19 protein-coding genes are annotated in these 20,888 nt (G+C 43.6%); 11 read left to right on the top strand and 8 right to left on the bottom strand.

Annotated features, from left to right (window positions below; genetic code table 11):
• Positions 1–105 precede the first annotated feature (105 nt).
• Positions 106–792, bottom strand: coding sequence for a TetR/AcrR family transcriptional regulator (locus E0H87_RS15120; RefSeq protein WP_131324358.1), 687 nt, complete (start codon positions 790–792; stop codon positions 106–108).
• A gap of 210 nt (positions 793–1,002) precedes the next feature.
• Here E0H87_RS15120 and E0H87_RS15115 point away from each other — a divergent pair, with 210 nt between their 5' ends.
• The gene (locus E0H87_RS15115) at positions 1,003–1,842 is read left to right on the top strand and encodes an SDR family NAD(P)-dependent oxidoreductase (protein ID WP_131324357.1); all 840 of its coding nucleotides are present in this window, start codon (positions 1,003–1,005) and stop codon (positions 1,840–1,842) included.
• A gap of 69 nt (positions 1,843–1,911) precedes the next feature.
• On the opposite strand, the gene E0H87_RS15110 is transcribed toward E0H87_RS15115, so the two are convergent.
• The 5 genes from E0H87_RS15110 to E0H87_RS15090 form a co-directional block, all read right to left on the bottom strand.
• Positions 1,912–3,279, bottom strand: a complete 1,368-nt coding sequence (locus tag E0H87_RS15110; RefSeq protein WP_131324356.1) for an MATE family efflux transporter — start codon at positions 3,277–3,279, stop codon at positions 1,912–1,914.
• A 129-nt stretch (positions 3,280–3,408) separates the two neighbouring features.
• Positions 3,409–4,563, bottom strand: coding sequence for a methionine aminotransferase (locus E0H87_RS15105; RefSeq protein WP_131324355.1), 1,155 nt, complete (start codon positions 4,561–4,563; stop codon positions 3,409–3,411).
• Between the two features lie 102 nt (positions 4,564–4,665).
• Positions 4,666–5,970, bottom strand: a complete 1,305-nt coding sequence (locus E0H87_RS15100) for a DUF445 domain-containing protein (protein ID WP_131324354.1) — start codon at positions 5,968–5,970, stop codon at positions 4,666–4,668.
• Between the two features lie 15 nt (positions 5,971–5,985).
• Positions 5,986–6,558 (bottom strand): CC0125/CC1285 family lipoprotein, encoded by a 573-nt coding sequence (locus E0H87_RS15095; protein WP_131324353.1) that lies wholly within the window; start codon positions 6,556–6,558, stop codon positions 5,986–5,988.
• A gap of 58 nt (positions 6,559–6,616) precedes the next feature.
• Positions 6,617–7,156 carry a DUF924 family protein gene (locus tag E0H87_RS15090; protein WP_131324352.1) on the bottom strand — a complete coding sequence of 180 codons (540 nt, stop codon included), beginning with the start codon at positions 7,154–7,156 and terminating at the stop codon, positions 6,617–6,619.
• Between the two features lie 317 nt (positions 7,157–7,473).
• On the opposite strand from E0H87_RS15090, the gene gshA reads away from it, so the two are divergent.
• Positions 7,474–9,051, top strand: coding sequence for a glutamate--cysteine ligase (gshA, locus tag E0H87_RS15085; RefSeq protein WP_131324351.1), 1,578 nt, complete (start codon positions 7,474–7,476; stop codon positions 9,049–9,051).
• Between the two features lie 18 nt (positions 9,052–9,069).
• Positions 9,070–9,585: a disulfide bond formation protein B gene (locus tag E0H87_RS15080; RefSeq protein ID WP_131324350.1), complete on the top strand. Its 516-nt coding sequence runs from the start codon at positions 9,070–9,072 to the stop codon at positions 9,583–9,585.
• A gap of 60 nt (positions 9,586–9,645) precedes the next feature.
• On the opposite strand, the gene E0H87_RS15075 is transcribed toward E0H87_RS15080, so the two are convergent.
• On the bottom strand, positions 9,646–10,977 hold the full coding sequence (locus E0H87_RS15075; protein ID WP_131324349.1) for a hypothetical protein: 1,332 nt from the start codon (positions 10,975–10,977) through the stop codon (positions 9,646–9,648).
• A 243-nt stretch (positions 10,978–11,220) separates the two neighbouring features.
• On the opposite strand from E0H87_RS15075, the gene E0H87_RS15070 reads away from it, so the two are divergent.
• The 8 genes from E0H87_RS15070 (at position 11,221) to urtE (ending at position 20,101) form a co-directional block, all read left to right on the top strand.
• Positions 11,221–11,805: a YqiA/YcfP family alpha/beta fold hydrolase gene (locus tag E0H87_RS15070; RefSeq protein ID WP_131324348.1), complete on the top strand. Its 585-nt coding sequence runs from the start codon at positions 11,221–11,223 to the stop codon at positions 11,803–11,805.
• A gap of 14 nt (positions 11,806–11,819) precedes the next feature.
• Positions 11,820–13,700 (top strand): DNA topoisomerase IV subunit B, encoded by a 1,881-nt coding sequence (gene parE / locus E0H87_RS15065; RefSeq protein ID WP_131324347.1) that lies wholly within the window; start codon positions 11,820–11,822, stop codon positions 13,698–13,700.
• A complete protein-coding gene (locus E0H87_RS15060) occupies positions 13,700–14,257 on the top strand; it encodes a DUF6714 family protein (RefSeq protein WP_131324346.1) in 558 nt (185 codons plus the stop codon). The genes parE and E0H87_RS15060 overlap by 1 nt, the downstream gene beginning before the upstream one ends.
• A 242-nt stretch (positions 14,258–14,499) precedes the next feature.
• Positions 14,500–15,783, top strand: a complete 1,284-nt coding sequence (gene urtA / locus E0H87_RS15055) for an urea ABC transporter substrate-binding protein (protein ID WP_131324345.1) — start codon at positions 14,500–14,502, stop codon at positions 15,781–15,783.
• Between the two features lie 89 nt (positions 15,784–15,872).
• Positions 15,873–17,498 carry an urea ABC transporter permease subunit UrtB gene (gene urtB, locus E0H87_RS15050; RefSeq protein ID WP_131324344.1) on the top strand — a complete coding sequence of 542 codons (1,626 nt, stop codon included), beginning with the start codon at positions 15,873–15,875 and terminating at the stop codon, positions 17,496–17,498.
• 5 nt (positions 17,499–17,503) lie between these two features.
• Entirely contained in the window at positions 17,504–18,577 is a 1,074-nt protein-coding gene (urtC, locus tag E0H87_RS15045; protein WP_131324343.1) for an urea ABC transporter permease subunit UrtC, read from the top strand.
• Entirely contained in the window at positions 18,574–19,392 is an 819-nt protein-coding gene (gene urtD, locus E0H87_RS15040; RefSeq protein ID WP_131324342.1) for an urea ABC transporter ATP-binding protein UrtD, read from the top strand. Before urtC ends, urtD begins: the two co-directional genes overlap by 4 nt.
• Before the next feature lie 10 nt (positions 19,393–19,402).
• A complete protein-coding gene (gene urtE, locus E0H87_RS15035) occupies positions 19,403–20,101 on the top strand; it encodes an urea ABC transporter ATP-binding subunit UrtE (RefSeq protein WP_131324341.1) in 699 nt (232 codons plus the stop codon).
• Between the two features lie 53 nt (positions 20,102–20,154).
• Here urtE and E0H87_RS15030 read toward each other — a convergent pair whose 3' ends face one another.
• Positions 20,155–20,856, bottom strand: a complete 702-nt coding sequence (locus tag E0H87_RS15030) for a phospholipase D family protein (protein WP_131324340.1) — start codon at positions 20,854–20,856, stop codon at positions 20,155–20,157.
• Positions 20,857–20,888 lie beyond the last annotated feature (32 nt).

Below are 20,888 nucleotides of genomic sequence, written 5' to 3'. Positions count from 1 at the left end.
AAGTTTTGTGACAATTTTTAGTCGAATTCATGAACAATTTTAGACAGCCTGTGAGACTGTCGTAAAATTAGGTTCAATTTTTTGTAAAAATTAAATTGCTGTAATTTAATTTTTTTTCTCAGAAAATGATTCAAGTAAAGCCACAAAAACCACCCGACAAGACGCCAATACATCTTCCAAAGACTGTTTAAAGCCACTGATGACCCAACGAATGGCAATTTGGGTAACATAACCATTTAAGCCTGTAGAAACCCATGAAATTTCACGTTCTGAATGGGGAATATTCGGCATCATTAACATGACAAAAGCATGAATCATACGGTCAAAACGCAACATGGTTTCATGAATGGTGGCTTGGTTATGCAGTTCTTGTACCAGCATGGCATCGATATAAATAATACGCGCCATTCGTGGATTGTCTTTGAGCGTGGTGAGAAGGGCGGTTAAGCCAGCATCCACCATTTTTTCATGACTGTTTGAGGCTTGCATAATCGCTTGCATGACATTTTGTTGCAGTTCATCAATCAGTTTTAAAAAGATAGTTTGGAAAAGTTGATCACTTTTTTTAAAGGATTCATAAAAATAGCGTTCGGTCAGTTTGGCTTCATTGCAAATGTCTTTGACCGTGACTGCAAAGAAACCATGCGTGCCATAAACTTCAATACCTGCCTCGATGAGTTTTTCACGACGTGCCTGTTGACGTTCAGTCAAAGACAATCCTTTAAACTGACGTTCTTTATTTTTTAACGGTTGGTTATGTTTTCCTGCATCGTTGGTATTGGAATTAGTCATAAAGATAAAACGTAGCAAAGTCCGCCTGTAGTTTAACAACAATTGCTGCAAATGCCTAAATTAAACGCAAGATTTGGTTGCAAGGAGATTCGTCAGACAATTATTGACAATGAGTATTGTCAAATTTATATTGAGAGTGTCATTCGCATCATGCATAAAATAATGGGGGTAGCTTTGTCATACCGCCTTAGGAACCAATAAGGATAGAAAATGAAAACATTTAACAATAAAGTCGCCGCCGTAACAGGTGCGGGTTCAGGGATTGGTCAACAGTTGGCATTGCTTTTAGCCCAGCAAGGTTGCCACCTTTCTTTAAGTGATATTAATGAGCAAGGTTTGGCGAAAACCGTGGAATTAATCAAAGACAGCAATGTGCGAGTGACCACCAAAAAATTGGATGTGTCTGACCGTGAAGCCATACGTACTTGGGCAGAAGAAACGGTACAAAATCATGGTTCAGTCAATATGATTTTTAACAATGCTGGGGTGGCGTTGGGCTCGACAGTAGAAGGTGCGAGTTATGATGAACTAGAATGGATTGTGGGGATTAATTTTTGGGGTGTGGTGTACGGCACTAAAGAGTTTTTGCCTTTGATTAAGCAAACAGGCGATGGTCATATCATCAATATTTCTAGCTTATTCGGTTTAACGGCTCAACCGACCCAATCGGCTTATAATGCCACCAAGTTTGCGGTTCGTGGTTTTACCGAATCCTTACGTCAGGAACTGGATATTGAAAACTGTGGCGTTAGCGCGTTGTGTGTACATCCGGGTGGTATTCGTACCAATATTGCCAATGATGCGCGTATGAATGACAGCTTGCGCAGCTTGGGGATGAATCCAGAAAAATCGGCACGCGCATTTAACAAGTTATTACGTATTCCACCTGAAGAAGCTGCACGTCAAATTTTAGCGGCGGTGCAAAAGGATAAGCGCCGCGTATTGATTGGCAATGATGCGAAATCTTTAGATCTGATTCAGCGTATTTTGCCAACAGGCTATCAAAAAGTGACGGCTATGGCGACGACATTGAGCAAGCGATTTAAATAACAATCTGAGTAATTTAAAAAGCAGGTGTTGATCTGAAGATCAGCCCCTGCTTTTTTTATTGACGGGCTATCAAATTAGGCTTTCTACGGTTTTCTTTTTCCAGACAAATTGATAATACAGACCTTGCATCACACATAGGCACACAAAGGCAAGTGCATAGGCATACCATATACCTTGCAGTCCCCACCAGTCACTAAAGAGATACGCGCAGGGAACTTCAATGGCAATAATGGCAACAATATTGATGATCATCGGAACGGTGACTGTACCACTGGCACGCATAATCGAAGCGAAAATAGCGCTGGCACCAAAGAATAAAATTGACCATAACACAATAAATAAAAGCTGTTGACCCAATTCGACCACCGCATGATCTGTGATGAACAGCGCCATCAGATATTTTGAAAATAGATAGCCCAAGACCACCAATAAGCCCGTAATCACAATATTCATTCCCAGTGCGGTACGTGTGACTTTGGCGAGTAATTCTGACTTTCCAGCGCCGATCGCTTGCGCGGCAAAAATCGATGCAGCAATCGCAATTGAAAGAGCAGGGAACTGAATATAATTCAGAACCTGATTCACGGCTCCATAGGCAGCAGTGGCATCTGCACCATGACGATTGACCAACCCCACAATCACCAAACCAGCAACCGAAGTTGTGACCATTTGCACCCCAGTTGGAATACCGAGGCGTAAAATAATTTGACTCAGTTGTGGGTCAAAACGAATATGACGCAGCATTTGCGCATCGAGTCTGAGAGGGTGTCGTTTATAAGCCAGATAAAAATATAAAAAAATCAGAACGGAAACAAAACCTAGGGTCGATGCAATCGCAGGTGCAACAATTCCCAACCGCGGAAAGCCCCAATAGCCAGCAATCAAAACTGGAGTCACACAAAGCCCCACTAAAATGGTCATACCCGAGGCGATTAAAGGGGTAGTGCTATCGCCTACACCGCGCAAAATGGAGGTATAAATAATATAGATAAATAATAAGGGGCTACCTGCGAGCATCCATTGTACATAAGGCAAGGACAGATGCATGACGGCGTCATCCGTGCCCAAAGCCAATAAAATATGGCGGGCAAACAATACGCCCAATAAGGCAATGATGCTTCCACCAATCAGGGTCATAAAGAGGGTCGAGCCAACCACAGCCCGCACTTTTTCTACATTCTGTGCACCCCATGCTTGACCGATCAGTACGGTAGAACCTGCGGACAAACCAATCACAAAGGCCATTAAAAAGAACAAAATCGGAAAAAAGACCGCCACTGCGGCAATGGCTTGTACCCCCATCATCTGCCCGACAAAGACCGTATTAATTGTCCCTGATAGATTTTGCAGAATATTGGTGGCAATCAACGGCATCAGGAAAATAAAAAATGCTTTCCATAGCTTTTGATGTTGCACCAAAGGGTTGTGTGCCGACATAGATGATCCTGTGCTCTTTTTTATCGTATTGTTTCAGCTTACCCTAGCACAGTTAGCATAGAAAAAATGGATGTATTTCAGTAAGCAAAGCCATATTTCATCAGTTGTTTTTTCACGCTTGGATTGGCTTTATACCGCACTAAGAATTTGGGTGGCTTGGGTCAAGGTCTGTTCGGTTTTGGCAAAGCAGAAGCGAATCAGTTTTAAATCTTCAGGTGGTTGCTGGTAAAATACGGAAATGGGAATCGCCACAATGCCATGCTGTTCTGCAAGGAAGTTGCACATGTCAACATCATTCAAATCGGGGCGAATTGCACGATAATCCAAATTTTGGAAATAGGTGCCTTGAGACGGCGTCAATGTAAATCGGGAAGCTGCTAAACTCACATTGAATAAATCACGTTTTTGCTGATAAAAATGAGCAAGCTGCTGAATATGTTCAGGATGTTCTTGCATGTACTGTGCTAAAGCGGCTTGGACTGGCGTGACCCCACAAAAATTGGCAAATTGATAAACTTGACGAAAGACCCGCATCAGCTCAGGCGCAGCCACACAATACCCTGTTTTCCAACCCGTCACATGGAAGGTTTTTCCGAACGAACCGACCACAAAACACCGTTCACGTAGCTCTGGAAAAGACAAGGCCGAATAGTGCTGTTGCCCATCGTATACCAAGTGTTCATAGACCTCGTCTGAGAGCACTACAATATTGCGATTTTGGATGAGTTGAATCAACTGTTGCCAATCTTGCTTGGACCAAATCGCCCCGGTTGGATTATGTGGTGTATTGACAATGATCATACGGGTTTTGGCATTAATTGCGTTGGCAACTCGGTTCCAGTCCACATGAAAATGCGGTGCAACTAAAGGAATATGAACTGCTTTTGCACCGACCAAAGCAATGCTTGGCACATAGCTGTCATAACTCGGATCAAACACAATGACTTCATCACCTGCATTCACAATGGCTTGAATGGCACTAAATAAGGCGATGGTCGCCCCAGGTGTGATGGTGATTTCATGAATGGGATCGATCTGTAGTTGATCGCGCTGTAGAAATTGTTGTGCGACTTGTTGGCGTAGGCTGAGTAAACCATCACCTGCTACATATTGATTGGAACCGTGTAAGGTCGCATGGCTTAAGGCTTCGAGCAAGGCTTGCGGGGGAGCAAAGTCAGGAAAGCCTTGTGATAAATTGAGTGCATTCAGCCGTTGCGCCATGGCAGTCATCTGGCTAAAAATCGTGACCCCTTGGGCAGGAAGTTTGGAATGAATTTCAAGCATGACCGCAGACCTATCGGATGAATAAACCGATTTAATTTAGCATGTTGCAAGGTTTGTACAAGTTTAAATCTATTTATTTCTCTGTCTGAGTCGTATCGTAAATTAGAGCAAATAATCGACCACAGCCCGAATAATCCCCAGTGCGAGACCAATAAAGGCACCCACCACCACGCCATTCACGCGAATCATATGCAGGTCGCCACCCACTTCATTTTCAATTTTACCAATCATCTCGCGGGAGTCCCATTCGTGAATGCGTTCGCTAATAAAACGAATCACTTTTTCACTGTATTGGTCACTCAAATTGACTGCCAAACCACTCATGCGATCATTTAATAACTGACGTACCGCTTGATTGGCAATGATGTTCTCTCCAACCTGTTGAATCGCCACGCGTAGATTGGCTGCAATACCTGAATCAGGTTGCATCAAATCGGCTTTGATGGCATCACATAAAATTACCACCGCACCGCGAATAAAATTCAGCACTTGCGGGCTATCTAGTAAGGCATCTTTACCTTGATTTAAGCGTTGGCTTGCAACACTGTTCCGATCGGTTAATTGCAGCATCAGTTCTTGGGCGCTTTCTTCAATTTGTTGTCGCCAAGGATGCTCTGGATTGGCGAGCATGGATTCTACTCGTTCAATCAGTGAGTCAATGGTGCGTTGTTGCACATCAATCCCAATCCAACTGGCGCCTTTGGCCAATTTAGAGACGCCCAGTTCTTTAAACAGCTTTTGTGTGAGTTCACGGGTTTGCTCTGGATGGTTGATCATCCAGTCATGCACCACATCTAGACCCCGTTGTAATACATCTTGGTGGAAGTCATTTTCTATCACCGCACGCAGCATTTCACTGGCCAACATGTTGATATTGGTGTTGCGCACCCATTGCACGCTGTTGCTTTGAATAAAGCGCCCGATTTGTTCCTGTCCCACAAAGTCAAAGATTTTCGGGACGGTGTGCTGAATCACCTGCGTGACTTGCGTGTTGTTGTGAGGATTGGCCAACCACTGACCCACCGCCAGACTCAAGTCGATATTTTTGAGACTGCGTTCGACCACTTGCGGGGAGAGGAAATTTTCTTGGACAAATCGCCCCATGGACTCGGCAATGCGAGCTTTGTTGCGGGGGATAATTTCGGTATGGTCAAGTAAAAACTTGGGAATCGGCATTTTGCCAAAAGGATTGCGGAACAATACCGTGATGGCATACCAGTCTGCCAATCCACCGACCACACCTGCTTCTGCGGACAACATGAGAATATGAATCAGCCATGCATACTCGGGCATGAATTTGGCGAGCACCATGAGCACAATCCATGTCATGACCGCCAGTAATAAAGCGATATTTGCGAAGCGTTTACTTCGTTGCAAGCTTTCAGAACTGGTGGTCGCTACAGGCATAGACTTGTCCTAATCTTATTTTTGGGTTGGCGCAGAGACTTCGGGTTGGGGTTGAATCACTTCACCTGTAGGCGTTAGTCCATATTTTTTTCCCAAAGACTGTAAGATGAGTGTGGCATCAAAAGCATCGCTCGGGACTTTGTCTTTAAAACACTCAATGGTATACGAGACTTGTACAGGGTCAATATTCACCACTTGTGGCGTGTCGTAAAATGGGTCTGGCCAATAGCCTGGATAACGGCGGTAATAACCACGTGGATAGTAACCATAAGGGTAAAACGACGGTGAGCGATACACCACGGCCTGACGCGGCGGTTTATTGGTCAGATTGCTGGGGTCATCTAGGACTTTAAAATAGCGAAAGCCGTTTTTAAGCGTGGTTTGCGCCGCTTTGACCAAGGTGATTTCTTCCGCGACGCCATAGTTCATATTGGGGTCGGCTTCAAAACTGATCCGATAGGTCTGGGTGTTCATGGGGTAGGTATTAAACCGTCCCAACTGATCAAAGGTTCGAGGTTTGGAAGGCGTAGAGGCACAGCCTACAAGCACAAGGGTGAGAAGTGTCAGGGCAATAAGCTTAGTTTTCATGTTTATACTCCGCAGACTGCTGATGAAATAGGGGAGAAAGACGACACGCCACTCAGGGTTAAAAATGGCTATTCGGTTGTGTCAAAAATTCTAATTCTTCAGCGCTAGATGATCGTCCTAGAATCTGATTTCGGTGTGGATAGCGTCCAAATTGGTCAATAATGGCTTTATGTTGTTGTTCAAATTCTAAGGCAATCGGATGTCCCAATTGTTCAAATAATTTTAACCCAAATTCATGGACACGTTGCGACTCACTGTGCATAAAGGGCATATATAAGAAATAACGATATTCTGGGCTAAGTTCTAAGTCGTGTTGACCTAAAATGGCTTCTTGCGCCAAGCCAAGTGCGAGTCCATCTTGTGCAAAAGCCTGCGCTTGATCACGAAATAAATTACGAGAAAATTGATCCAGAATAATCACTTCAGCAAGACGCCCTTCAGGCTGTTGGCGCCATTCCCAGAGTTCAGCTAAAGCAGCTTGCTGATGTATCTGAGCAAACTTTTCTGCTAACATTTGATCAAATTCGCTACTTTTGGCAAACCAGTTGGGTTGAGTTTCAGGGGCAAACCAAAAGCTTAAAATATCCTGATAATTCATTTTTATTACAGATCCTTAGCACTTATTCTTCCATAAAATCATATTTTTTGGGTGTCTTATAGAGTAACTTTGTGATAAAAAATTGCCGCAATAGCGTGTACTTTTTAAGAAATTTTTATATTGACCCGTTGAACATGGTCGATGTCACCCATATTAAGGCTACTGATCTGATTTATTAGATATTTTCGGCAGCAGCAACAAATGTTGTGAATCTGTTGGAAAAATAGACAGCGTGTCATGTGGCGACATCAAATCACAGTATACTGATATAAACTGATGATTTTATTTTAGTAGTTCTTCCAAAAAGCGAGATGATAATGAGTCAACCCGAATCGACCTCTCAAGCTGTATTTCCGACTTGGGTGGATTCTTCGCTGTTACACGGGATGTTACGCGGTATAGAACGTGAAAGTTTGCGTATGCAAAGTAATGGTTTTTTATCGCAGGCTGATCATCCTAAAGCTTTAGGATCGGCATTGACCCATCCACATATCACCACCGATTATTCAGAAGCCTTGATGGAGTTTATTACCCCTCCGCAAGACAGTATTGCCAAAACCTTGTCTTATTTGACTGATATTCATGCAGTGGTGCATCGTCACTTAGAGCATGAGGAAAAACTTTGGCCTTTGTCCATGCCTTGTATGTTGGACAATGAAGAAGACAATATTCGTTTGGCGCAATATGGCAGCTCCAATATCGGTCGTTTTAAGACGCTGTACCGTCATGGTTTAGGCATCCGTTATGGTCGCCGTATGCAGACGATTTCAGGGATACATTATAATTTATCTTTCCCAGACCGCTTATTTAGCGCATTACAACAACAAGAAACCGATGCCGATTTACGTCAACTGTCTGCACAAGATTATCGTAGCCATCGCTATTTTGGCTTAATTCGCAATTTTATTCGCTTAACACCGTTGGTGATGTTTTTGTTGGGTGCGAGCCCGTCAGTATGTAAGTGTTTTATGACGGGGCGTGAGCATCATTTGCTGCCGTTGTTAAAAGGAACCTTATATTTGCCTTATGCCACTGCTTTGCGCATGGGGCGTTTTGGTTATCAGAATTCAGCGCAGAAGCAACTGGGCATTCACTATAATGACATTCAGGGCTATTTAGACGGTTTACAAAAAGCGGTCAAAACTCCGTATGCAGACTTTAGCCGTTTAGGGTTAAATGATGCGCAAGGTGAGCCAACCCAGATTAATGACCATGTTCTGCAAATTGAAAATGAGTACTACAGTCTGGTACGACCAAAACAAGTGCCTCAAGCTGGTGAAACGCCTTCAGACGCTTTAGCAAATCGTGGCGTGGGTTATGTTGAGCTGCGTGCGGTAGATGTGAACCCATATAGCCCGATTGGGATTGATGAAAGCAGCGCTGGTTTTCTGGAAGTCTTGGCATTGTATTGTTTATTACAAGACAGCCCCGCTTTACTGAATGCAGAGCAAGAGCAGATTGAACAGAATCAAGCTGAAGTGGTCAATCGGGGTCGTGCACCCAATGCGCATATTGTGGAAGATGGGCAGGATTACCAGATTGAAGATTGGTGTCAAAAACATCTTGATGCGATGCAGCCCTTCGCCGAATTGCTGGATCAAGCCAATACCACGCAGTTGTATGCCCAAGCTTTACACGTGATGCAGCAACGTATTGATGAGGTGGACCAGACGCTTTCGGCACAAGTGATTGCAGATACTCTCACTCATGGTGGGACATGGAATTTTGGTAGCATGATGGCTCAACAACATGCGGCAGTGTATGAACAGCATCAATTAGACCCTGAAACACAGGCCTATTTTGATGAATTGGCACAGACATCGCTACAACAGCAACAACAACTTGAACAAGATACCGACATCAGTTTTGACGAATATCTTGCACATTATCGATAAAAATTAAGAGGTTTGACCATGCAATGGAGTTTTCGCTTCGTGAGCGGGTTTTTAGTGATTGCCAGTATTGTGGGTATGGCGTTTGCGCTGTATCTCGAACATGTCCAAGGTTTGTCTCCATGCCCATTGTGTGTCTTTCAGCGTGTGGGTTTAATGGGGTTGGGCTTTATTTCCCTGATTGCGCTGATTCATAATCCACATTCTACGGCAGGAAAACGCATTTATGCCTTACTGGGTAGCCTGTCTATTTTATGGTCGGCGGGTGTTGCGGCACGTCATGTTTGGCTACAGAACTTACCGCCCGACCAGGTGCCGAGCTGTGGTCCCGGATTAAATTATCTGATTGATGCCTTGCCATTGAAGAATGTGTTAGCACAAGTGCTGACAGGTTCAGGTGAATGTGCGGTGATTGATTGGACATTCTTGGGTCAGTCTTTACCAGTATGGTCATTGTTATTTTTCGTGGTCTTGGCCGTGGTGAGTCTGTGGCAATTGGTGCGCCGTTATCCAACCGCAGCGAAAGCTAAAAAATAAGAGCGACTTTGTTCAATAGAGATAAAAAAGCCAACAGTTGTTGGCTTTTTTCATGCGGCATCAGGTCAGGGCAATGCCTTCAAAATCATCTAAACCAATCATATGTTCATGGGCATGCAATTGATGATGCTGTGCTTTTTCAGGATAGAACCAATGCACAATTTGTTCTGCTACACTGGAATGGTATTGAATTTCTAAATGGTTTAGACCATAAAAAATGGCTTTATGTGACTCGGGCAATTTCAACTGAAAACGCGGATTGGGATGTTCGCCCAAAGCACTTTTCACACTGACTAAATAATCACCTATTACTTTTAAGGTTTTATTTTTACGGTGCTCAAATTCGAGTGTACCCGCGACCAAATAGGTATTGATATGCGAAGGTAGCGGAGCCGGTTTACGGTTATCGTCAAAGAAGCCAATCCGCGCTTCATTATGCTCCCAATCATCATCACGCACACTGCCATAACGTAAATCTAAAATGCCATTACTGCGAATATTCACCAGATGCCCGACCAATTTCACAATCGGAAAGCGCCCCAGTTTTTCTTGAACGGCAAAACCAAACCGTTCCAGTACCGCGCCATGATGTGGTGAGCCTAGACAAACCAAATTTTCGACCATGTGCAGCCATTGATGCATATTTTGCTTGCCATAAAACAAGGCACTACGTGCAACCAGTCCGCCCATACTATGCCCAATAATATCCAGACTGCTAATGCGGGGGTTACGCTGAATCAGGTCTTCTAAGGTGTTGGCCAAGCTGCGTCCATTGGCTGAAATACGACGTCCCGTGTTGTAATTCAAATACAACATGGTGTTATGGTCACGTTGTGCCAGAAGTTTTTCGCCAAAACCGCCATTATTACGATTGGTCCAGTCGAGATGATTCATACACAGACCATGCACAAAAATCACCACACGTCCCGATAAATCCCCACGTTGGATTTCACCATAGTGATCATAGAGCACCATCGGTAACGCCATTGGATTATGATATTTCAGTAAATAGTCACCCAATACCCCATTCACCGCACCCACTAAGAAATGCAGACTCGGTGTAAGTGGTTTTTCATGGAGTTTTGGATATTTTTCAATAATTTGGCGTAAGCCTGGGGCTAAAAAATAATGTCCATAATTTTCTAATAAACTCATGCTGAAGCGGTTAAATTGGGCAATCTGCGGTCGGTTTTGCAAATTTCTGAATTCTTGCTCATCGAGACCAAAAATACTTGAGAAAATTTCCCGCTGAATGGTATGCATAAAATCTTGCACCACATTGTTTAAGGGCGTACTCAGTAACTGAGCCAGACCTTCCAGCAAATCTGCTTGGCTGGGTGGCGTCCGATCCCATTTACAATAAGTTTCATGCAGCGGTGTTAAACTCGGCATTTGTTGTTATCCTTTATGCTTTGTTTGTCTCATCTCAACGCTTTCATTTTGATTAAGATAGAGGTATAACTTTTTTCAGTTTTCATCATATCGAGTACAGCTCGAATAATTTTAAAATACCGATGAATATCCTGAAATAGGGCTTATTTTGTCTAACAATTCGAGCCTTTCGACGAATTTAGAATAATCCTGCGTCAGAATGATGAAAAATAGCTGAAGGGATAACCCACGTAACCCCAAAATATGAATATTATTTATATCCATGGCTTTCAAAGCAGTCCAAAATCCATCAAAGCACAGCAGCTACAACAGTATTGTGCGCAAGATAATGCATGGACTGTTCATGTACCCGACTTAAATATGCCACCTGAGCAAGCTTTACAAGTGTTACAAGATTTGGTGCTTGCCCATCAGGATGTTGCGTTGGTCGGCAGTAGTCTGGGCGGCTTTTATGCGACACAATTGGTCGCAAGGTATGCTCTGCCTGCTGTTTTGATTAATCCGGCTATGCGACCATGGCAATTGTTTCGTGATTTATTTGGGCAGCAACAACTTCCCTATCAGGTCAATCCAACATGGACCTTGGATGAGGCACAATTGGACTATTTACAACAGATTGCCGTGCCAAATGTTCAGCAAGCAGACAAAGTGTTGGTGTTATTACAACAAGGCGATGACGTTTTAGATTATCGTGAAGCAGAACGTTATTATGCGTCGCAGCAACCGCGTGCTTTGGTCATGACCGAAGCACATGGCAACCATGCCATGGATGATTTTGCTGCTAAAATCCCCATGATTTTACAATTTTTTTCGTCTTCCAGCTTATAAGGAAATCGTACAACGTGTCTCAATATACGGCTCAATCGCTTGAAGTTTTATCTGGTTTGGACCCTGTTCGTCGTCGTCCAGGGATGTATACCGATACGTCTCGTCCGAACCATTTGGCTCAGGAAGTCATTGATAATGCGGTGGACGAAGCGCTGGCAGGTCATGCCAATAAAATTACGGTGACGGTGTATAAAGATGGCTCTTTGGCTGTGGCGGATAATGGCCGTGGTATGCCCGTGGACATTCATCCTGAATATGGGCAAAGCGGGATTGAAATTATTTTAACCAAACTGCATGCGGGCGGAAAATTCAGTACCGATAACTATCAGTTTTCGGGTGGTTTGCATGGTGTGGGTATCTCAGTAGTAAACGCTTTATCGACCCGTGTAGAAGTAGAAGTGCAGCGTCAGGGCAACCTCTACCAAATGGCATTTGAGCAGGGCGAACCTGTGGCACCTTTGACGGTATTGGAAGGTAAAGTTGCCAAACGAGCGACTGGAACGCTAGTCCGTTTTTGGCCAGAAACGAAATACTTTGATTCGCCTAAATTTGCCCTAAAAGCGCTTAAACATAATTTAAAAGCCAAAGCGGTTTTAGCGGCAGGGCTACAGATTATCTACATTGATGAAATCAATAACGAGAAAATCGAATGGCAATTTGAAAATGGTCTGGTCGATTACTTAATGGACGAACTGGAAGACCGTGAGATTGTGCCTGCCCCTGCATTTGTTGCTACTGGAGATGCTGAACGTGCCAGTGCAGAATTTGCCATCTGCTGGAATGCAGAAGGTGGCGAGCAAATTCAGGAAAGTTACGTCAACCTGATTCCGACTGCGCAAGGTGGAACGCATGTCAACGGCTTGCGTTCAGGGGTCACGGATGCTTTACGGGAGTTTTGTGAGCTACGTAACTTATTACCGCGTAACTTGAAACTGTCTGCGGAAGATGTTTGGGATGGCGTGAACTATATCTTGTCGCTGAAATTCCAAGAACCACAATTTTCAGGACAAACCAAAGAGCGCCTTTCTAGCCGCGAAGCCGCAGGCATTGTACAGAATATTGCCAAAGATGCTTTTGCACTGTGGTTGAACCAGCATTCTGAAATTGCCATGCAACTGGCAGAAATGGCGATTTCCAAAGCGGGTCGTCGTTTAAAAGCTGCAAAAAAAGTAGAACGGAAGAGAATTGTGTCTGGACCAGCTTTGCCGGGTAAATTGGCGGATTGTGTCGGGCAAACCCGTGAGGATTCGGAACTGTTTATTGTAGAAGGCGATTCTGCGGGCGGTTCAGCCAAACAGGCTCGTGATAAAAATTTCCAAGCCATCATGCCAATTCGTGGCAAAATTTTAAATACTTGGGAAGTCTCTTCCGATGAAGTGCTGGCTTCTCAAGAAGTGCATGATATTGCGATCGCAATTGGGGTTGATCCGGGCAGTGATGATTTATCTGAACTGCGCTATGGTAAGATTTGTATTTTGGCAGATGCCGATTCGGATGGTTTACATATTGCCACGCTATTATGTGCGCTGTTTGTAAAGCACTTCCCAACCTTGGTAGAAGAAGGGCATTTGTATGTGGCGATGCCACCCCTGTTCCGTATCGACGATGGCAAAGACGTGCATTATGCACTAGATGAAGATGAGCTTGAGTCGATTCTAAAAAAAGCCAAAACCAAGAATCCACAAATTACCCGCTTTAAAGGCTTGGGTGAGATGAATGCGAGCCAATTACGTGAAACCACGATGGATCCGAATACCCGTCGTCTGGTGCAACTGGACTTGGATGATAGCCACCTCACTACAAGCTTATTGGACAAGTTATTGGCCAAGAAGCGTTCGGGTGACCGTAAGCACTGGTTAGAGCAAAAAGGCAATCTGGCAGATATTGCAGTCTGATGAAAAAGTATCCTTCACCCGATGATATTCAGGCAATGCGTAACAAGGGCTATGATCTGGTCACGATTGTAGAAGCTGAAGAACTCTTGCCACGCTGGCAAGAGTTAGACCAAGTGAAACAAAAGGTTAGTAGTGCTTTTGCTGAAGTCACCTTACAAGAGGGTATTGGCTTGTATGAGGCGCAAGCGATAGATGATTATGCCAGCCAAGCAGAACGCTTGGCTTATCGTACCAAAGACGAAAAATTAAATTGGCAAAAGATCTCGGTTGATGATTTGAATCGCTGTAACAGCAGCCTATCTTTTTTTGATGCTCAGGGCATGTTATTTCATTTGCCTGCCTTTTTATTGGCAAGTTTAAATGATGAGTATCGATTTGACTTACTTTTTAAGCTAACACGACTAGATCCTCATACGGACAGAAAATTCAGTTTATTCAATACTGAACAACGCTCTGCTGTCAGATCTTATCTTTTGTTCTTACTGGATGAACCAGATGAGGTTTATCACTATCCAGATATCTTGGACGCTTTAGAACAATATTGGCAAGAAGAGTAAAGCTATTTTTAAAAATCATAATCATTTCTTTATCAACAAATCCTATGATGGAAAGATGAACAAATTTGCATCATTTTAGGTCGGTAAGCATTTTTTGTATGCAATGATGTATACAAGATCAATGAAATAAATCGAATTTTAATATTTAATATAATAAAAACAACATCTTATTCAGTTGGCATGGAAATTGAATACTCTGGGCAGACATAACCAAAAAACATAAAATGCTTGGAGAACTGAAGATGTTCCAACAAAAATTATTGACCAAAACCCTTCTGGCGGCAGCAATGGCAGGGAGCATGGCACTAACAGGTTGTTCAAAACCCGCAGAAAAAACAGAAACAGCCGCATCTGAAGCCAAAGCGCCCGCAGCCAGTGGCGACACCATTAAAGTGGGGATTTTACATTCTCTGTCAGGCACTATGGCCATTTCTGAAACCTCACTGAAAGACACAGCACTGATGGCGATTAATGAAATTAATGCCAATGGCGGGGTATTGGGTAAAAAATTAGAACCTGTGGTGGTTGACCCTGCTTCAGACTGGCCGTTATTTGCAGAGAAAGCCCGTCAGTTAATGACCCAAGATAAAGTAGCCGTGATTTTTGGTTGTTGGACATCGGTATCGCGTAAATCAGTCTTGCCTGTGGTGGAAGAGCTCAATGGTCTGTTGTTCTATCCCGTACAGTATGAGGGGCAAGAGCAGTCGAAAAATATTTTCTATACGGGTGCAGCCCCTAATCAACAAGCGATTCCAGCCGTGGAATATCTAATGAGTGAGGAGGGGGGCAAAGCGGAGCGCTTTGTATTGTTAGGCACCGATTATGTTTACCCACGTACCACTAACAAAATTTTACGGGCTTTCTTAAAGTCGAAAGGCATTGCCGACGCCGACATCATGGAAGAGTACACGCCATTTGGTCATAGCAACTATCAAACTATTGTAGGCAATATCAAGAAATTTGCTGCGGGCAAGAAAACCGCGGTCATTTCCACCATTAATGGCGACTCAAATGTACCGTTTTACCGTGAACTGGGCAATCAGGGCATTAAAGCCTCGGATATTCCTGTCATGGCCTTCTCGGTGGGTGAAGAAGAATTGCGGGGCATTGATACCAAACCATTGGTCGGACATTTGGCAGCATGGAACTATTTCATGTCGGTGAAAAATCCGAAAAATACTGAATTTGTGAACAAGATGAAGCAGTATGCGGTGGAATACAAGCTACCAAATGCTGATAAATTGGTGACCAATGATCCCATGGAAGCGACTTATGTCGGGATTAACATGTGGAAGCAGGCGGTAGAAAAAGCAGCTACAACCGACGTTGATAAAGTTCGGGATGCCATGGCAGGACAGACTTTTGCTGCACCATCGGGCTATACCCTAAAAATGGATGAAAGCAATCACCACTTACATAAGCCCGTCATGATTGGTGAAATTCGTGGCGATGGGCAGTTTGATGTGGTGTATAAAACCGCCAATACCATTAAAGCGGAGCCTTGGAGCCCGTACATTCCAAAATAATTCCCTCTCAACCTACTGCTGCGGCAGTAGGTCTTTTTGTTTTCTTTATTCCGATAACAGACCATTTGCCTTGTGAGGGGGAATCTTTCATGTCAATTAAAAGCTATTGTGTGGCACTGCTGTGTAGCTGCCTGCAATTATTCTTCAATCCTGTCTGGGCAGAAACAGCTTTGCCCAATGCACAGCTTCAAGTTCAACAGGCGGATCCGATTCAGCGTTTTGTCAAAGCTGATTTTGCTGAACGCCGTACCCTGTTGAATCAATGGCCTGCCAGTATCGAAAGTTTAGATCAATTGGTGGCGTATATTGATCAAAATGAACTGTATCGAGATGGTGCGGGTCAAACCTATCTGTTAAAAAATGATGAGAAGTTATATCAATATCCTGCCATGCAAGAACTGAGTACATGGCCTGCCGATTTGTCTCAAGTCACTTTGGTGAATACTTTGCGTAAAGCTTTAAGTTTTGGGCAAGCCAAAGTGAAACTGAAATCGGATGAAGCCATACAGCGTTTAGAAGCAATTGATATTTTAGAGAATAATCTAGATGAACTTGATCCAGTCTGGATTCGCCAACTCTATCTGCAAGAACAAAATAACAAAGTCAAAGCGCGTTTGGCTCAGTTAAAAGCACGAATGGATTTAAACAGTCCTGATACTTTGGTGAAGGTACAGGCCGTGAAGACCTTGTCTACATCGGATCGTCCCGATGTATTGGCCGTGATTGAACAAGAACTCACTCAAGCGAATTTGAACCCTGAACTCGAAGCGACTTTGCAGGCTGCAAAGAGCAGTATTAAAACCCGATTACAAGCCAGTGAATGGGCAGGGCACGTCTTTTCAGGTTTCAGTACCGCCAGTATTTTGCTGTTGGCAGCTTTGGGCTTAGCCATTACTTATGGTCTGTTGGGCGTGATCAATATGGCACATGGCGAATTGATCATGATTGGTGCCTACACCACGTATGTGGTGCAAAGCCTATTTAAAACCCATTTAGCACCATACCTAGATTGGTATTTATTGATTGCCATTCCAGCCGCTTTTTTGGTGAGTGCTTTCATTGGCATGCTGATTGAACGCACCGTGATTCGTCCTTTATACGGCAGACAACTGGAAACTTTGTTGGCAACCTTTGGGGTCAGTCTGATTTTAATGCAACTGGTGCGGATGATTTTTGGCGCACAAAATGTTGAAGTCTCCAATATTTCATGGCTCTCAGGAGGTATTTCCTTAACACCAAGTTTAATGCTGCCATATAACCGCATTGCCATCATTGTCTTTACTGTCGCAGTGCTCTTGCTGTTGGTTTATCTCCTGAATAAAACCCGCTTTGGTCTATTTGTCCGTGCTGTGACGCAAAACCGTCAGATGGCACGTGCGGTCGGCATTCGTTCATCCCGTATTGATATGTTGGCATTTGGCTTAGGTTCGGGATTAGCAGGTTTGGCAGGCTGTGCCTTGGCACAAGTCGGGAATGTCGGTCCAGACTTGGGGCAAAACTACATTATTGATGCCTTCTTGGTGGTTGTGGTTGGCGGTGTTGGACAAGTCTGGGGTGCCGTATTGGCAGCCTTGGGTCTGGGTATCAGTGGGACGGTGTTGGAAATTGGCTTAGGTGCAGTACTGGCCAAAATTATTCTGTTGGTGCTTGTGATTCTGTTTATTCAGAAACGTCCACAAGGTTTGTTTGCCATTAAAGGGCGCTTCGTGGAGTAAACCAGATGAAAATAACAACTTTATTTGCCGACAAATCTTATAGCGCCTTTGCCATAGCGGCATGTTTTGCGGTGATGCTGATATTACCGTGGTTGCATTTGTTACCTGCTGAATCAGCTTTGCATCTCTCGGCTTACTGGGTCACTTTGATTGGCAAAATCATGTGTCTTGCACTCGTGGCATTGGCTTTAGATTTGGTCTGGGGCTATGCAGGCATACTGAGCTTAGGGCATGGACTGTATTTTGCCCTTGGTGGTTATGCGTTTGGCATGTATTTGATGCGCGAATCAGCAGGTAACCAATTGCCTGACTTTATGCGCTTTCTTAGCTGGACTGAATTACCGTGGTATTGGGTCGGCACGGAACATTTCCTGTGGGCTTTGGTGTTGGTGGTGGTGGTTCCAGGTCTGATTGCATTCATTTTTGGCTTCTTTGCCTTCCGTTCCAAAATTAAAGGCGTGTATTTCTCCATTATCACCCAAGCCATGACTTTTGCCGCGGCACTACTGTTTTTCCGCAATGAAACAGGCTTCGGCGGCAACAATGGTTTCACGGGTTTTAAAACCATTTTGGGCATGGACATTACCTCGGCTTCTATGCGGGCAACGCTGTGCTTTTTAACGGCATTGGTATTGCTGCTGTGTTATTTGAGCTTACGTCATTTAATGAATCAGCCTTATGGTCGGGTGCTCGGTGCGATTCGTGACAGCGAGAACCGCCTGCAATATTTGGGCTACCGTACTCTCTGGTACAAGCTATCGGCATGGGTTTTGTCTGCCGTGATTGCAGGTATTGCAGGAGCACTTTATGTCCCGCAAGCAGGCATTATTAATCCAAGTGAAATGAACCCTGTGAACTCGATTGAAATGGCAGTTTGGGTCGCGGCAGGTGGGCGTGGCACTTTAATTGGTCCCATTCTAGGTGCAGGTTTAATTAATGCGGTGAAGACTTACTTTACCGTGGCTTATCCAGAAGTATGGCTGCTGATTTTGGGTGGTTTATTTGTTGTGGTGACCTTATTCCTACCCAAAGGGGTGATTGGTTTATTTGACCGTTTTAAAAAGGAGCATGACGCATGAGCGAAATTATTCAGCCCCACGGTGGACATGCTTCAGAAGGCTATGGACGACCTAAAGAACAAGGTGCCGATTTTAGCCATGGCATTGCCCTGTATTTGGAAAAAGTCAGTGTTTGGTTTGACTCTTTCCGTGCTTTGAATGATTTATCGCTGTATATCGCAGAAGGCGAATTGCGCTGCATTATTGGTCCCAATGGGGCAGGCAAAACCACACTAATGGATGTGATTACAGGGAAAACCCGTCCCACGGAAGGTTCAGCTTTTTTTGGACAAACCTATGATTTGGCGAAAATGGGGACCGAACAAATTGCAGAGGCGGGTATTGGGCGTAAATTCCAGAAACCGACGGTATTTGAAAATTTTACCGTACTGGAAAATTTGTTATTGGCTGCACCCAAAGATAAGCGAGTGAAAAAAAGCTTATTTAGTAAATTAGATCCTGAGACTCAGATCGCACTGGATCAAACCCTTGAACAAATTCGTTTAAAAGAATTAGTCAAGAAACCTGCGGGTTTATTGTCGCATGGTCAAAAGCAATGGTTAGAAATTGGCATGTTGCTGATGCAGCGACCAAAACTGATTTTGCTGGATGAACCCGTAGCAGGTATGACCGATGCGGAAACCGAGCGTACCGCTGAGCTGTGTCTTGAGTTGAAAAAAGAGCATACCTTGGTGGTGGTTGAACATGACATGAGCTTTATTGACACCATCAGTGAAAAAGTCACGGTGCTGGCACAGGGGGCAATTTTGGCAGAAGGCACACTGGCAGAAGTCCAAGCCAATGAAGATGTGATTGAAAAATACTTAGGGCGTTAAGGAGCAGCACATGTTAGAAGTGAATGCAGTAAACCAATATTATGGCGGCAGCCACATTTTACGTGATGTGTCGTTCCAAGCACCGATAGGAGAATGTTCGGTGGTGTTAGGACGCAATGGGGTCGGTAAAACCACGTTATTGAAATGCCTGATGGGGATTCTACCGATTAAGTCGGGACAAATTTTATTAGATGGCAAAGACATTTCTAAATTGAGTCCTGAGCAGCGAGTACGAGCAGGTTTAGCGTATGTCCCGCAAGGACGGGACATTTTCTCGACCTTAACCGTAGAAGAAAATATTTTAATTGGCATGGCGAAATTCTCTGGTACCAAAACCAAAAAAGTACCTGAACATCTGTATGAAATTTTTCCTGTATTGGATGAAATGAAGCATCGCCGTGGAGGAGATTTATCGGGTGGGCAGCAGCAGCAGTTAGCCATTGCCCGAGCACTGGCTTCTGAACCTAAAGTCCTCATTTTAGATGAACCGACAGAGGGTATTCAGCCGTCGATTATTAAAGATATTGGTCGCGTGATTCGTAAACTGGCAGATGGAGGCGATATGGCGATTATCTTGGTGGAGCAGTTTTATGACTTTGCCGAAGAACTGGCAGATGGCTATACCGTGATGGCACGTGGTCAAGTGATTGCACAGGGTGCAGGCGCAGAAATGCCTGAAAAAGGCATTAAAGATTTAGTGGCGATTTAGAAAAGTGAACCTCTTAAACACTTGTTTTAGTGGTTTAAGAGGTTATTACTTAATTAAATATGAGTATTTTCCGACCATAAAAAATAACCGCCATATTGGCTTGGTTTGAATTCTCCACCTACAGCTTTACCTTGTTCAGTTAAATAATGTTTACCGTTTTCATTTAATTGTAGTAGCCCTTTCTCGATAAAAATTTCCAAAAGCTCACCTGTCTTGATTTTATGTTTTGCGGCTAATTTAGAAGAGGTAAGTTTAGTCGAGTGATCTGAATCTTCTTGATTCGTCTCAGCTTTGGCTTGTTCGGATTTGACTTCATCGAGAGAAATTCGCACTTCATCGCTAATTCGAATAATTCTTTGTGCTTCTTCATAAGCATCTTTAAAAACTTGGATATCATCATTTTTCGAAATTAAAATGCCCATCTCATTATTATTCACTTGGCTAAATTCATATAGGTTTAAACTTGAAACAATACAGGTCTCTTCATTGAGATAGCATTTAGCATGTAAGTTTTTGCAAAAACTAATTCGAACATAATCCAGTTGTTGCATCCATTTAATCTCATCAGGATGCAAATCACTTTTGCCATAAATAATACGAATATCAATTTTTAAGCGGTTCTTATCTTCGAGTAATTCTTTAATCCGATCATTCAGTCTTAAATAAGGACTAATTAGAATTAAACGTTCCTTTGCATTTTTAATAAGTTCTTCTAAGAAAAAATTAGTTGCACTGGTATTTAAGAATTTTGCCATTTTATTACCTTCAAATAATGTAAATTAAAAAA

The organism is Acinetobacter sp. ANC 4178, assembly GCF_004331175.1.
Lineage (GTDB): Bacteria > Pseudomonadota > Gammaproteobacteria > Pseudomonadales > Moraxellaceae > Acinetobacter.
The sequence above is the reverse complement of the archived record's forward strand: the minus strand, read 5'-3'. Positions and strand labels throughout refer to the sequence as shown.

Coding starts and splice junctions, on each gene's coding strand:
- E0H87_RS15120 (WP_131324358.1), bottom strand. CDS start 792: ATGACTAATTCCAATACCAACGATGCAGGAAAACATAACCAACCGTTA.
- E0H87_RS15115 (WP_131324357.1), top strand. CDS start 1,003: ATGAAAACATTTAACAATAAAGTCGCCGCCGTAACAGGTGCGGGTTCA.
- E0H87_RS15110 (WP_131324356.1), bottom strand. CDS start 3,279: ATGTCGGCACACAACCCTTTGGTGCAACATCAAAAGCTATGGAAAGCA.
- E0H87_RS15105 (WP_131324355.1), bottom strand. CDS start 4,563: ATGCTTGAAATTCATTCCAAACTTCCTGCCCAAGGGGTCACGATTTTT.
- E0H87_RS15100 (WP_131324354.1), bottom strand. CDS start 5,970: ATGCCTGTAGCGACCACCAGTTCTGAAAGCTTGCAACGAAGTAAACGC.
- E0H87_RS15095 (WP_131324353.1), bottom strand. CDS start 6,558: ATGAAAACTAAGCTTATTGCCCTGACACTTCTCACCCTTGTGCTTGTA.
- E0H87_RS15090 (WP_131324352.1), bottom strand. CDS start 7,156: ATGAATTATCAGGATATTTTAAGCTTTTGGTTTGCCCCTGAAACTCAA.
- gshA (WP_131324351.1), top strand. CDS start 7,474: ATGAGTCAACCCGAATCGACCTCTCAAGCTGTATTTCCGACTTGGGTG.
- E0H87_RS15080 (WP_131324350.1), top strand. CDS start 9,070: ATGCAATGGAGTTTTCGCTTCGTGAGCGGGTTTTTAGTGATTGCCAGT.
- E0H87_RS15075 (WP_131324349.1), bottom strand. CDS start 10,977: ATGCCGAGTTTAACACCGCTGCATGAAACTTATTGTAAATGGGATCGG.
- E0H87_RS15070 (WP_131324348.1), top strand. CDS start 11,221: ATGAATATTATTTATATCCATGGCTTTCAAAGCAGTCCAAAATCCATC.
- E0H87_RS15060 (WP_131324346.1), top strand. CDS start 13,700: ATGAAAAAGTATCCTTCACCCGATGATATTCAGGCAATGCGTAACAAG.
- urtA (WP_131324345.1), top strand. CDS start 14,500: ATGTTCCAACAAAAATTATTGACCAAAACCCTTCTGGCGGCAGCAATG.
- urtB (WP_131324344.1), top strand. CDS start 15,873: ATGTCAATTAAAAGCTATTGTGTGGCACTGCTGTGTAGCTGCCTGCAA.
- urtC (WP_131324343.1), top strand. CDS start 17,504: ATGAAAATAACAACTTTATTTGCCGACAAATCTTATAGCGCCTTTGCC.
- urtD (WP_131324342.1), top strand. CDS start 18,574: ATGAGCGAAATTATTCAGCCCCACGGTGGACATGCTTCAGAAGGCTAT.
- urtE (WP_131324341.1), top strand. CDS start 19,403: ATGTTAGAAGTGAATGCAGTAAACCAATATTATGGCGGCAGCCACATT.
- E0H87_RS15030 (WP_131324340.1), bottom strand. CDS start 20,856: ATGGCAAAATTCTTAAATACCAGTGCAACTAATTTTTTCTTAGAAGAA.